The sequence below is a fragment of the Bulleidia sp. HCP3S3_C9 genome (assembly GCF_052064035.1).
GTDB lineage: Bacteria > Bacillota_I > Bacilli_A > Erysipelotrichales > Erysipelotrichaceae > Bulleidia.
The window spans coordinates 58,377-72,477 of record NZ_JBQHWJ010000005.1 but is presented as its reverse complement, the minus strand read 5'-3'; the positions used below and the strand labels follow the sequence as shown (position 1 = coordinate 72,477).

Sequence of the window (14,101 nt, the reverse complement as noted above, 5' to 3'; positions counted from 1 at the left end):
AGAAAAGAATGCATCAGATCACAGATTTCTTCCGTATTGCTGACATGAAGAAAGATGATCTTTTCATTTATTCTATTTCTTGAATTCACCATTTTGCTAATATAGCCTTTAAGAAAATGAAAATTATATGATAAGAAAAGACAGGAAATTCTGAAATGTTTTATGTAAAAAGTGTGAAAGCATATAAATATACGGAAATATGTTAGTATAAAACATTGAAATGTAGATGAGATATAGTAAAATTAAAGCATAAGGAGGCCAATTAATATGGCAACAAATAAAGTAGTAACTAAAAAAACACTTGCTGATGATCTCGCAGTTAAATTTGGATGGACAAAGAAGGATGCTGCAGAAGCAGTGAATTATGTATTTGATGAAATTACAGCAGTCGTGGCTGATGGTGGAGAAGCATCCATTAACGGCTTTGGTAAATTTGAGAGAGTTAGCAAGAAGGCTAGAACTGGTCTAAACCCATCTACTGGTGAAAAGATTACAATTCCTGCTTCTGAATCTCCAAAGTTTAAAGCATCTAAGACATTCAAAGACGCTGTGAATAAGTAATATAATGCAAAGGATCTCAGGATCCTTTTTTGTATCAAAAAAAGGAGATTTCTCTCCTTTTAGTGTTTTTTAGGCAATGTAGACTTTCTTCATGACAACTTTGTGTAAAGGCTTGTCACGGAAATCTGTTTTTTCATGAGCAATCTGATCAACAACATCCATGCCTTCTACAACTTTACCGAATGCTGCATAGTTGCCATCTAGATGTGGTGCATCTGCATGCATGATAAAGAACTGGGAAGAAGCTGAGTCAGGATCCATTGCACGAGCCATGGAAATTACACCACGTGTATGTTTGAGAGGATTGTTGATACCATTGCTTGCGAATTCACCCTTGATATTTTCTTTGGAGCCTCCAGTTCCATTTCCAGCTGGATCTCCTCCTTGGATCATGAATCCAGGGATGATTCTATGAAATGTCAATCCATCATAGAAGCCTTCTTTTACAAGCTTTTCAAAGTTAGCAACAGTAATAGGTGCTGCTGTTGGATCTAATTCAATTTTGATCATAGATCCGTTATCCATTTCAATAATAACCATTTTTATTCTCCTTTATTTAAATGCCAGATATCTTTATTATAATCTCTAATTGTTCTATCTGAAGAGAAGAAGCCTGCTTTTGCGATATTTACTAGAGATTTTCTTTTCCACCAGTCACGGTTTTCGTAATCTTGCAGCATTGCTTCTTTGACTCTGCAGTAATCTTCCAAATCAAGAAGTGTCATGAACCAGTCTTTATTGATGAGGTTATCTTGCAGATCTGTCAGCATTTTCTTATCTCCAAGCTTGAGAATTTCTTTGCTTGTGATGAAATCTACAGCTTCTTTGATCAATGCAGAACCATTGTAGTATTCAGATGCATGATAGCTGGATGTGTTATAGAGTGCGATGACATCATCTGAGAGTTTTCCAAATGTATAGATATTTTCTTCTCCAACGAGATCTTTGATTTCAACATTTGCTCCATCTAATGTGCCGAGTGTCAGTGCACCGTTTAACATGAATTTCATGTTGCCTGTACCTGAAGCTTCTTTGGAAGCAAGGGAAATCTGTTCAGAAATATCTGCTGCTGGAATCGCAATTTCAGATTTTGAAACGTTATAGTTTTCAATCATAACGATCTTGAGGTATTTGCTGACTTCTGAATCGTTATTGATCAATTCTTGCAGGCAAAGGATCAAGTGAATAACACATTTTGCCTGATAGTATGCTGGAGCAGCTTTTCCACCGAATACAACTGTGAGTGGACGTGCAGGCGTTTCTCCATTCTTGATGGATAGATATTTATGAATAAGCCATAAAGCATTCATTTGCTGACGCTTGTATTCATGCATTCTCTTTACTTGAATATCAACAATGGAGTTTGGATCAATATCAATATTCTGTGTTTTCTTGATCATCTTGGCAAAACGAACTTTGTTGTTGTATTTGATTTGTTCTGCTTTGCTTAGGAATTCTTCATCATCATAGTGAGAAAGCAATGTTTCTAGCTTGCTTTCATCTTCTCGCCATTCATTTCCGATTGTTTCATCTAATAAATGAGCAAGTTCTGGATTGCAGTGCATGATCCATCTACGGAATGTAATTCCGTTTGTTTTATTATTAAATTTGTCGGAATAGATATCGTAGAATGGCTTGAGTTCCTGATGCTTTAAGATTTCTGTATGTAATGCGGCAACACCATTAATGGAATGTGAGAAATGCATATCCATCTTTGCCATGTGTACACGATTCTCACTATCCATAATACTTAGTTCTTTATCGTCGTGGAATGCAACGTTAACGACATAATCTAAGCCTTCAATAATAGGCATGAGTTGAGGAACAATTTCCAGCAGATAATCTTGTGGCCACTTTTCTAATGCTTCCGCAAGAATTGTATGGTTTGTATATGCACAGGTATTGGAAACGATATTTGCGGCAGTCTTCATTGGAATGCCCTCTAGAATCAATAAACGAATCAATTCAGGAATGACCATGGAAGGATGTGTGTCGTTGATCTGGATTGCAACATGCTTGTCAAGATCCTTGAGATCATGTCCTTTTTCTTTTTCTTCCTTTAGAATGAGTTGTGCAGCATTTGATACCATGAAGTACTGCTGATAAATTCTTAGCTTTCTGCCAGCATCATCACTGTCATCTGGATATAAGAATAATGTCAGGTTCTTAGCAATATCTGTTTTATCAAAATTGATGGAATCAGTAATGATAGAAGGATCTACTGTATCTAGATCGAATAGATGTAATGTGTTTTTGTTTCCGTGATAGCCAATCACATCTAGATCATACATATGAGAATAGTAAGTTTTTCCAGCAAGTTCTACTGGGAAAGATACTTTTGTATCACGCAGCATATTCTTGCCTTTTAGCCATTCATCTGGAATTTCATATTGCTTATTGTCTTTGAACTGCTGACGGAATAAACCATAGTGATAGTTTAGACCGACACCATCTCCACTTAGATTTAATGTTGCGATAGAATCCAGGAAACATGCGGCGAGTCTGCCTAGACCGCCATTTCCTAAAGATGGTTCATTTTCCATTTCTTCTACATCGGCAATAGATTTGCCGTTGCTTTCTAAAAGCTGAGCAATATCGTCATAAATACCTAGATTGATTAAATTTTTGCCTAGCTGTTTTCCGATTAAAAATTCTGCGGAAATGTAATAGAGCTTTTTGTCTCCTTCACAACGAGAAAGAGTTTCAGCTTTCTTTTTTACTAATTCATTGATTGCGTTGTAAAGCTGAAGATTTGTTGCTTCTTTGATATCTTTCTTTAATATCAATTTCAGTTTGTTTTCTAGTTCCATTTCTTCTCCTTTGTGGGCAATATATCCCTGAATTACGAAATAACGCTAAAAGTATACATGGAACTTTGCATAAATATCAACTTTGAAAACGCTTTGATATTGTAGAAATTCAAATAATAAAACGATATACTGTTAATTAAGAAAAGGGTTGTTGTATGAGAAAAGCAGGAATTTTAATGCCAGTGAGCGCACTTCCTTCAAGAAATGGATGTGGTTCATTTGGGCAAGAAGCAAAACATTTTATTGATTTAACACATCAGGCTGGATTGAAAATCTGGCAAATTCTTCCACTGAATCCAGTGAGTGATGATAATTCTCCATATTCATGTTATTCCTCTTATGCAATTGATGATATTTATATTTCTTTAGATCGATTGCATGAAAAAGGTTTGATTCAACGCGTACCTTCTTTTCATAGAAGAAAAAAGAAAATTGATTATCAGGCAATTCGTAAATTCAGGGAACCATATTTAAGGGAAGCATTTCGGAATTTTAAACAGGATCATAACTTTGCGGTATTCGCATACCAGGAATGGGTGAAGAATTATGCAATATTTAGAACATTCAGAAAAGTAAATGATGGAAAATGCTGGAATGAATGGGAAGATGAAATGAAATGGCAGCCTGAAAGAGGGCAGGTAGATTTGAAGAAATATGAAGATGAAATTTTCTATCAGCTGTTTCTTCAATATGAAGCATTTTTACAATGGAAAGACATAAAACAATATGCAAATGATCTGGATATTGAAATCATGGGAGATATTCCTTTCTATGTTGGTCTGGATTCTTCAGATGTATGGAGTTCAAAAGAAAATTTCTTGTTAGATGAAGATGGCAAACCATCATTTATTGCTGGTGTACCGCCAGATTATTTCAGTGCAACGGGTCAAAGATGGGGGAATCCGATCTATGACTGGGAACATATGAAAGAAAATGAGTTTTCTTTCTGGATGGAGCGTCTAGCATATACAGAGAGATTGTTTGATATTATCCGAGTAGATCATTTTAGGGCATTTGATACATACTGGAAAATCAATGCAAGCTGTCCAACTGCAGTGGATGGAGAGTGGGTAGAAGCACCTGGATATGATTTATTTCATCTATTGAAAGAAAAAGATCCAGATATGGAAATCGTTGCGGAAGATCTTGGGTATTTGAGACAGGAAGTATTGGATTTAAGAGATCACTTTAACTTTAGAGGTATGCGTGTCATTCAATTCTCATGGAATTCTGATGGTATGGGTGAAGACCGTGAACATTTAACGATTTATACAGGGACACATGATAATGAAACAATGGATACCTGGTATCGTCATTTCAACAATCATGATAGAAGACGTATGCGAGATTGTCTGAAGAAAATGGGATATGTTGAAAAGAGCTTTGATTCTAATGTGATTCAGTATACATTGGATTCTAATGCAGATATCGCAATTATTCCGATGTGTGACTGGCTGCATCAAAATAAAGAAGGCAGGATCAATACTCCAGGAACAGTATCGAAGAATAACTGGACATATCGACTGGCAGATTTTAGCCAATATCAAATTGTGATCAAAGATATTGCAAAGAAAGTCAAGAAAGCAAAACGATAAGACGAAGTCGTCTTATTGTTTTTTTTAAGAAATATCATTGATTTATACGTGTTATAATATCCGGGTGTCTGGAGGAAATGATATATGGATTTATTTCTCAATATTCTAAAATCCGTTTTATATGGAATTGTTCAAGGGATTACAGAATGGCTGCCAATTAGTTCTACAGGACATTTGATCTTGATGAGAACATTTATGCCATTGAATGTATATATGGATGCGGTAAGCAATCAGAACTTCTGGGATATGTATAAAGTTGTCATTCAGTTTGGCAGTATCTTAGCAGTATTATTACTTTACTTTAAAAAATTGAATCCATTTAATCCTAGATTGAAGCCAGCAAGAAAAAGAAGTATTTATCGTCTTTGGATTATGATCATTATTGCTTGCGTTCCTGCAGGAATTGCGGGTATTCTGCTGGATGATTTAATTGATAATGTATTGAGTGCATCTTATGTGATTGCAATTACTCTCATTCTCTATGGTATTCTCTTCATTGTGATGGAAAGCAGGGAACATCAATATACAGTAGAAACGGTTAGAGATATCACACCCAAGACAGCGTTTGGGGTTGGAATGTTCCAGATGCTTGCTTTGATTCCTGGTACATCTAGATCTGGTGCAACGATTCTTGGGGCAACATTGCTTGGATTTAATCGTAGTACAGCGACAGAGTTTTCATTCTTTATGGCAATTCCAGTTATGTTTGGTGCATCTTTGTTGAAGATTATCAAGGCACATATTGAAGTGACAGTGGCAAGTATTTCTGTATTGCTTGTTGGATGTATTGTATCTTTTGTTGTATCTGTATTCGCAATTCGTTATTTGATGCAGTATATTCGTAAACATGACTTTAAAGTGTTTGGTGTATATCGAATTATCTTAGGTGTGATCGTATTGTTGTTTTACATGTTGAATGTGATTCAATAAAGAAATGAAAAAGTTTTCATAAAGAGAATGTAATATTTTTAATTTTTCATTAATTACTTATTGCATTCATTTCTAGAAAGTGTAAACTAGTAACCATAAAAGCAACGAAGAGAAGAGTAACCAGGTTGGAACTTCAAAAGAGAGTCCCTGTATGCTGAGAGGGGATAAGGAAAGGTTTGGTGAACATGGTCTTGGAGCTGCGTGATCGATAGGGTAGATCACGACGGGCTGTCCCGTTACAGACATAGAGTATATCTGATGATATTCAGCGTACTTGAAGAGGAAATGATCGTGAGGTCATTTTAAAGTAAGGTGGTACAGCGTAATTCTACGCCCTTATCTAAGGGGCGTAGTTTTTTGTTTCTAGAGCATGAAAGAATCACCCCGTCCTACTTCAAGCATTACAAGAAAACGGAGGAAAAGAAAAATGAAAAACGCAATCAGAACAATCGCAACAGCAGCATTAGCATTCGCATTAGTTGGCTGCTCATCCACATCTACAGGTTCCACATCTACAAAAACATCCGGTGAAGACAAGACAATCAAAGTTGGTGCGACTGCAGTACCACATGCTGAAATTTTGAATAATGTCGTAAAAGATGTTCTCGCAAAAGATGGCTGGACATTAGAAGTAACAGAATTTACAGATTACGTTACACCAAATACAGCTTTGGAAGAAGGTTCTCTTGATGCGAACTACTTCCAGACATTAGGCTACATGGATGATCAGAATACTTCTAAGGGTCTTCATTTAGCAGCTGCAGTTGGTGTTCATATTGAACCAATGGGTGTCTATTCCGCAACAGTAACAGATATCAAGGATCTCAAGGATGGCGCAACAATCTCCTTGCCAAATGATGCAGATAACTTAGATAGAGGCTTAAGAGTACTTGTTCAGGCTGGCTTATTAGAAGATCCAGGAACAGATGAATATGCAACTGAAACAACATTCAATGGAAATAAGGAACTCAACCCTCATAACTATGATATTCAGCCAGTGGAAGCTGCACAGGTTCCATTAACACTTGAAGATGTTGATGCAGTAGTTGCAAATGGTAACTATGCATTAGAAGCTGATCTTCCAAGCAAGCACCCAGCAATCTATGTTGAACAGTTTGACCAGGAAACAAGTGTAAAGAGAACTAACTATGTTGTTGTAAAGGATGATAATCTTGATACTGAAAAGACAAAGGCACTTGTAAAGGCTATTACATCTGATGAAGTAAAGTCATATATTGAAGATACATATAAGGGATCTGTGATTGCTTCCTTCATTGATACAGAAGGCAACCCAGTAGACTAATCAAAAAAATTATAACAGTACAATCAGTAATATTCAGAGGGGAGACCCTCTGAATATTCGCGTAAATAGACAGGAGCGTAGAGATGATAAATCTTGTAAATGTAAGAAAGAGTTTTGGAGAACTTGAAGTATTAAAGGATATTAATCTCCAGATTCATGAAAAAGAAATCTATGGAATCATTGGACAAAGTGGTGCAGGAAAATCGACATTGCTTCGTTGTATCAATGGATTGGAAACATATGATAGTGGTACGATCACAGTAGATGGTACTGCAGTTGATGTAAATGATAAGAAGCAGTTACGCCAGCTGAGAAAAGATATGGGTATGATTTTCCAGAACTTCAATCTTCTTTCTAGATTGGATGTATATGACAATGTTGCATTGCCACTTCGCTTCTGGAATGAAAATCCAAATACAGAAGAAAATAAAAAGAAAATTGAACATTTAATTGAGCTTGTTGGCTTGAAAGATAAAATGCATGAGCGTCCAGAGAATCTGTCTGGTGGTCAGAAACAAAGAGTTGCGATTGCTAGAGCACTTGTGAATGATCCTAAAATCTTGCTTTGTGATGAAGCTACAAGTGCATTGGATCCTAGAATCACACATGGAATTCTTGAACTTTTAAAGCAGATCAATGAAGAGCTTGGTATCACAATCGTTTTGGTTACACATCAGATGGAAGTTGTAAAACAGATTTGTCAAAGAGTCGCTTTCTTAAAACATGGTGTTGTTTTAGCAGAGGGTAAACCAGAAGAATTGTTCGTGAAACCAACAGAAGATGTGAAGAAGTTCCTGGGTGAAGAAGGCCAGGTATTGCCAAAAGAGGGTGTGAATGTGCAGCTGTTCTTTACAGATGATTCTTCTGATGAACCAGTTATTACAGAAATGGCAAGAGAATTAGGCATTGATTTCTCTATCTGCTGGGCAAAACTAGAAGAGTTTAGAGAAAATGTATTTGGTTCTTTGATCTTGAATATTCAAGAAAAAGATAAAGATCGTGTATTTAAGTTTTTGGAAAGTAAGAATGTTACTTGGGAGGTACTATGAGTATGTTAGATGTAATCTTAAAAGGAACATGGCAGACATTATACATGGTATTCTTCTCAACTTTAATTGCGGTTGTATTAGGCTTTATTCCTGCGGTAGTGTTAACGTTAACAGCAGAAGATGGTTTGAAACCAAATCGTATTGTGTATGGGATTCTGGATGTGATTGTGAATGTATTCCGTTCATTTCCGTTCATTATCTTAATGGTAATTGTAATTCCAGTGACGCGTGTAATTGCTGGCAAATCTATTGGTACAACTGCAGCAATCGTTCCATTAACAATTTACGCAATTCCTTTTATTGCACGTGTATTTGAAAATGCATTGCGAGAAACAGATGCGGGTGTGATTGAAGCAGCAAAATCATTTGGTGCTACGGATCTGCAAATTATTACAAAGGTATATTTTAAAGAATCTGTACCTAGATTATTAAATGGTATTGTTTTATTGATTATCAATATGGTTGGTGCGAGTGCAATGGCTGGTACACTTGGTGGTGGCGGTCTTGGAGATATCGCTATCCGAAAAGGATATCAGGCATATGATATTAGTTACCTTGTAGTGACGTCCATTGTATTGATTGTCATTGTTCAGCTTGTACAGGGTATTGGTAACGTTATTTACAAAAAGAAGGCTTAATTTTTTTGAAAAAATTCTTGCATCACGTAAATGATGGGTGTAATATTTTCACGTCATAGAGGACATTAAAAAAAACGACGCTATGTGTCGCTGGATTTAGTGCCCTCTTTTTTATTTTTAATGGAGGTTTTATGAAACATATATTCGTTACTGGCGGTGTTGTATCTGGACTTGGAAAGGGTATTACAGCTGCTTCTTTAGGAAGACTTTTAAAGCAGAGAGGATTTCGTGTCATTTCTCAAAAATTAGATCCATATATGAATGTGGATCCTGGAACAATGTCTCCATATCAGCATGGTGAAGTGTTTGTAACAGACGATGGTGCAGAAACAGATTTGGATCTTGGACATTATGAAAGATTTATTGATGAAAATTTGAATAAATTCTCTAATTTAACTTCTGGAAAAGCATACTGGAATGTTTTATGCAAGGAAAGAAGAGGGGAATATCTTGGGGAAACTGTGCAGATCATTCCACATATCACAAATGAAATTAAAAGATTTATCTATAATGTTGGAGAACATGCAAATGCAGATATTGTCATTACAGAAATTGGTGGAACGGTTGGTGATATTGAATCGCAGCCATTTCTAGAAGCAATTCGTCAGATTTCTATTGAACACCCAGAAGACTGCTGCTTTATCCATGTTACTTTGGTTCCATATATTTCTGGATCCAATGAGTATAAATCAAAACCAACACAGCATTCTGTAAAAGAATTACAGAATATGGGTGTCAGACCAAATATCATTATTCCTAGATGTGATGGAAAATTGCCACAGTCTGTAAAAGAAAAGATTTCTTTATTCTGTAATGTAAAACAGGATTGTGTAATTGAAAATACAACAGTTGCGGATTTGTATGAAGCTCCTGTGATGCTTGAAAAGCAGAATTTTTCAGCGATTGTATGCAGAGAATTAAATCTTGAAGCGGGAAGTATTGATTTAAGCGAGTGGAATATAATGCTGGAACGTATTTATTCAGCCAAGGATGATGTGAATATTGCTTTGGTTGGCAAATATGTTGCTTTGCATGATGCCTATTTATCAGTTGTGGAGTCTTTGAAGCATGGCGGATATGAAACTGGTGCAAAAGTACATATCAAATGGGTGGAATCAGAAGATATTACGGAAGAATCTGCAGGTGCAATTTTTAGAGATGTTCAGGGGATCATTGTTCCTGGTGGATTTGGTGATCGTGGTATTGAAGGTATGATTGAAGCTTGCAAATATGCTAGAGAACATAATATTCCTTATTTTGGAATCTGTCTTGGCATGCAGATTGCAACAATTGAATTCGCTAGAAATGTATTGGGATATAAAGATGCAAATTCTAGTGAATTTGACAAGAACTCAACACATAAAGTCATTGATTTTATTCATGGTCAGTCGGATGAAATTGATAAAGGTGGAACAATGCGTTTGGGTGCATATCCTTGTCACTTACAGAAAGATACAAAATTATCTAAGCTATATGGTGTTTCTGATATTTCTGAAAGACACAGACATAGATACGAGTTTAATAATGAATATTTAGAAGCGTATGAAAAAGCTGGTATGACAATTGCGGGAATCAATCCTGATGCACATTTAGTAGAAGCTGTTGAAAATGATTCTTGTGATTTCTTTGTTGGTGTACAGTTCCATCCTGAGTTTAAGAGTCGTCCAAACAAGGCTCATCCTGTGTTTAGAGGATTTATTGCGGCTTCTTTAGCAAAAAAATAAGGTAATTTTCTTAAAAATTTAGTATTATAGTTACAAGCGAATTATCGCATTGATAAAATAAGGAGCTATATGGCTGAAGAAATGATTTTAGTACTTGACTTTGGTGGTCAATATAAACAACTGATTGCTCGTAGAGTAAGAGAAAACCATGTATATTGTGAGATCCATCCATATACAATGCCAATTGAAAAAATTAAAGAAATGAATCCAAAGGGAATCATTTTAACAGGTGGACCTGATAGTGTGTATCTTGAAGATTCTTTATCTTATGATCCACAATTATTTGAATTGGGAATTCCAGTATTAGGTATTTGTTATGGTGCACAGCTCATGGCTTATTTGTTGAAGGGGGATGTTCAGACCGCTCCAACAAGTGAATATGGCAGTACAAATGTAACGCTTGAAAATACTTCTAAGTTACTTGGTGACTGGAAGAAGGAATCTATTACATGGATGTCTCATACAGATTACATTGCACGTGTTCCAGAAGGATTCCATGTAACTGCTACAACACCAGTTTGTCCTGTAGCTGGTATGGAAAATACAGAAAAGAATTTATACGCAGTACAGTTCCATCCAGAAGTTGTTCATACAGAAGAAGGAACAAAATTGTTCCATAACTTTGTATATAATATTTGTGGATGTCAAGGTACTTGGAAGATGGATTCTTTTGCGGAAAATGCAATCCAGCAGATTCGTGAAGAAGTTGGTGATGGAAAAGTATTATGTGCATTGAGTGGTGGTGTAGATTCATCTGTATGTGCAGTATTACTTTCTAAGGCAATTGGTAAACAGTTGACATGTGTATTTGTTGATCATGGTTTACTGCGTAAAGATGAAGGTGATGAAGTTGAAAAGGTATTTGGACCAGAAGGACCATATGAATTGAACTTCATTCGTGTTAACGCACAGGATTACTTCTATGAAAAGCTTGCTGGTGTTACAGATCCTGAAACAAAGAGAAAGATCATCGGTGCTGAATTTATCAATGTATTTGAAAAGGAAGCAAAGAAGATTGGTGCAGTAGATTACTTAGCACAGGGAACAATTTATCCAGACGTTGTTGAATCTGGTATTGGTAAGGGTGCTGTAATTAAGTCTCATCATAACGTTGGTGGTTTACCTGATCATGTTGATTTCAAGGAAATCATTGAACCTTTGAAGGCTTTATTTAAGGATGAAGTTAGACAGGTTGGTCTTGAATTAGGTATTCCTAGAGAATTGGTATATAGACAGCCATTCCCAGGACCTGGTTTAGGTATTCGTATTGTTGGTGAAGTTACTGCTGAAAAGGTTAAGATGGTACAGGAAGCTGATGCTATCTATAGAGAAGAGCTTGAAAAGGCTGGTATCGATATGGGTAAGGGTCAATTCTTTGCCGCACTGACGAATATGAGATCTGTTGGTGTTATGGGTGATCATAGAACATATGATTATGCAGTGGCATTGAGAGGTGTAATTACTTCTGATTTCATGACTGCTACAGCAGCAGATATTCCATTTGAGACATTACAGACATGTATGACACGTATCATTAATGAAGTGAAGGGTGTTAACAGAGTAATGTATGACATTACAAGTAAGCCTCCTGGAACAATTGAGTTCGAATAGTAGTATTCGGCTTGGAGGTTGTTAAAAAGCCTTTATTTATCGGCATTTCTGAGCCATCGACTTTTTGGAAAAGTGATTTTGATACACTTTTGATACACGATGACTAAAAAAGGTCTTCTGATACAAGTGCAATTGTACCAGTAGGCTTGCAAGTTAAAGGCAAATTACAATAGTAAAATTGAGCTTCTGTATTATATGCAGGGGCTCTTTTTTGTTGTGTTTTTTATTAGATCTATACAAAAAATCCTCTGAATTGAAGTTTTAATTTCTTCAAGACAGAGGACTATTTTTATTAGAAAGTTACCTTTTTATATCTTAGAAATTTGATGAGGACATCATCAACCGCATCAGTATATCTTCCTTGTCTGATGAGATTGTTCTTTAAATCGATCAAACAATGGATGATTAAGTCATATTCACCTTTAGATAGATATAACCAATATTTCTTATTAAAGAACATCTTCACCACTCCTTTACGATTTCATTATAGTCAATAGGCAAAGAAGTGAGAAACGTACGATTTTATGGCTTTCTAATCACGAGATTAAAGTTTGAATCATAATGAAGTCCCAATTCTCTGCAGATCCTATCATTAACGCTATCTAAGGCTTTTTTGTATTCGCCATATTTTGGAGATAATACCATAAGGTTAGGAATGAATATGTCGTTGTATCCTTTGTCTTGATATTCTTTCATCATTTTTCTTTGAGCTACATATGACGGATGATATTTCAAAATACCTGATTTTAATTTAGCTCCTTTTAAAACACCAGCTTTTAGCCTTTCATATTCTTCTTTGCTCATATCGCGATAATAAGCGATCATCTCATCAGCTGTCCTTGTTTCTCTAGCTAGACCGCCGGCAAGCTTGATACCCAATTTCATCATAAATGGAGTTTTTAAAGTGGTGTTCTCACAATATTCTAAGATGTTTATCAAAGCTTGTTTTTGCTCGGGAGTCTTAATTCTTACATTGAGGAATGGCTTGAAATGACTGATCAAATAGTCAGCCCATTCTTCCTCGGGAAGCATCGACTCTATTGCCTTTTCTATGGTCTCATAATCAAGTAACTCATTTGCTTTATCAGGATCACCATCATCGATAAAATTCTTTAATGCTTCAAGCTCAGAATCGTATAAGTGCTTTTCTTGTAACTTTTGATGGTATATGTTTAGAAGAACTTTTTTATCATTGGATTCTAAAAGCTTTTTGATATCATCAATACCAATGCTTAATTTTCTGTATATAGAAATTTTTTTTAATATTTCCACATCTTCTTTCGTGTAATTGCGATAACCGTTATCATCTTTCTTTACCGATAATAATCCTTTTTCTTCATAATACTTGATCGCACGTTTGGTCATTCCTACTTCTTTAATCACTTCATTTAATAACATACCAAAGTACCTCCTTACACCTAAAGCATAAGCGTATACGTTACGTACAGGTCAATACTCGTCACCAAATCTAGCACAATATTTGCTTATATTATATCATCCGTCAATAAAGTAACTTATATGCCTATCCATATTAATCGATATTTAGGAACAATTGTTTACTATATGACGTTTAGTAGCCTGAATCGATTAGGAAACTCGTTCCCATAATTAAATTTATTAAAAATTTTCGATTTTTACTTCAATTTGGGTGTGCATTTTAAGACCGTTTGTCTAAATAAGTGAAGGGACTAGTTTATCTTCTCTTCGCTTGTTATTTGAAAATCGAATATACAGGTCACAAAGACTTTATTTTGGGTGACTTTAGCTACTTTATCAGGTACGCCATAACCCTATGATGGATATAGGATAAGCGAGAACTCCTGTTATGACTATCAAATAGCCTTTGATATTGGCAATGACAGCCCAAATGATAATGATAC

At 35.7% G+C, this 14,101-nt stretch carries 11 protein-coding genes and 1 other annotated feature; of the genes, 8 read left to right on the top strand and 3 right to left on the bottom strand.

All coding sequences use genetic code 11. The annotated features are described in order from the left end of the window. The first annotated feature begins 267 nt into the window (after positions 1-267). Positions 268-561, top strand: coding sequence for an HU family DNA-binding protein (locus ACTND6_RS02185; RefSeq protein ID WP_178175647.1), 294 nt, complete (start codon positions 268-270; stop codon positions 559-561). 69 nt (positions 562-630) lie between these two features. Here the strand turns inward: ACTND6_RS02185 and ACTND6_RS02180 are convergent, their stop codons facing one another. Beyond that, positions 631-1,101, bottom strand: a complete 471-nt coding sequence (locus ACTND6_RS02180) for a peptidylprolyl isomerase (protein WP_441021481.1) — start codon at positions 1,099-1,101, stop codon at positions 631-633. 2 nt (positions 1,102-1,103) lie between these two features. Continuing rightward, positions 1,104-3,371 (bottom strand): glycogen/starch/alpha-glucan phosphorylase, encoded by a 2,268-nt coding sequence (locus ACTND6_RS02175; protein WP_441021483.1) that lies wholly within the window; start codon positions 3,369-3,371, stop codon positions 1,104-1,106. Positions 3,372-3,526: 155 nt separating this feature from the next. On the opposite strand from ACTND6_RS02175, the gene malQ reads away from it, so the two are divergent. The 7 genes from malQ (at position 3,527) to guaA (ending at position 12,221) form a co-directional block, all read left to right on the top strand. Next, positions 3,527-4,966, top strand: a complete 1,440-nt coding sequence (malQ, locus tag ACTND6_RS02170) for a 4-alpha-glucanotransferase (RefSeq protein ID WP_441021485.1) — start codon at positions 3,527-3,529, stop codon at positions 4,964-4,966. 84 nt (positions 4,967-5,050) lie between these two features. Then, positions 5,051-5,896: an undecaprenyl-diphosphate phosphatase gene (locus tag ACTND6_RS02165; RefSeq protein WP_441021487.1), complete on the top strand. Its 846-nt coding sequence runs from the start codon at positions 5,051-5,053 to the stop codon at positions 5,894-5,896. A gap of 95 nt (positions 5,897-5,991) precedes the next feature. Beyond that, positions 5,992-6,237, top strand: a binding site (T-box leader). A gap of 86 nt (positions 6,238-6,323) precedes the next feature. Continuing rightward, positions 6,324-7,199: a MetQ/NlpA family ABC transporter substrate-binding protein gene (locus tag ACTND6_RS02160; RefSeq protein WP_441021489.1), complete on the top strand. Its 876-nt coding sequence runs from the start codon at positions 6,324-6,326 to the stop codon at positions 7,197-7,199. 83 nt (positions 7,200-7,282) lie between these two features. After that, positions 7,283-8,248, top strand: coding sequence for a methionine ABC transporter ATP-binding protein (locus tag ACTND6_RS02155; RefSeq protein ID WP_441021491.1), 966 nt, complete (start codon positions 7,283-7,285; stop codon positions 8,246-8,248). Then, on the top strand, positions 8,245-8,886 hold the full coding sequence (locus tag ACTND6_RS02150; RefSeq protein WP_441021493.1) for a methionine ABC transporter permease: 642 nt from the start codon (positions 8,245-8,247) through the stop codon (positions 8,884-8,886). The genes ACTND6_RS02155 and ACTND6_RS02150 overlap by 4 nt, the downstream gene beginning before the upstream one ends. 131 nt (positions 8,887-9,017) lie before the next feature. Continuing rightward, a complete protein-coding gene (locus ACTND6_RS02145) occupies positions 9,018-10,610 on the top strand; it encodes a CTP synthase (protein ID WP_441021495.1) in 1,593 nt (530 codons plus the stop codon). Between the two features lie 69 nt (positions 10,611-10,679). Continuing rightward, complete coding sequence (gene guaA, locus ACTND6_RS02140) at positions 10,680-12,221, top strand: glutamine-hydrolyzing GMP synthase (RefSeq protein ID WP_441021497.1); 1,542 nt, start codon at positions 10,680-10,682, stop codon at positions 12,219-12,221. 522 nt (positions 12,222-12,743) lie between these two features. Here the strand turns inward: guaA and ACTND6_RS02135 are convergent. Then, the gene (locus ACTND6_RS02135) at positions 12,744-13,619 is read right to left on the bottom strand and encodes a MerR family transcriptional regulator (protein ID WP_441021499.1); all 876 of its coding nucleotides are present in this window, start codon (positions 13,617-13,619) and stop codon (positions 12,744-12,746) included. Positions 13,620-14,101 lie beyond the last annotated feature (482 nt).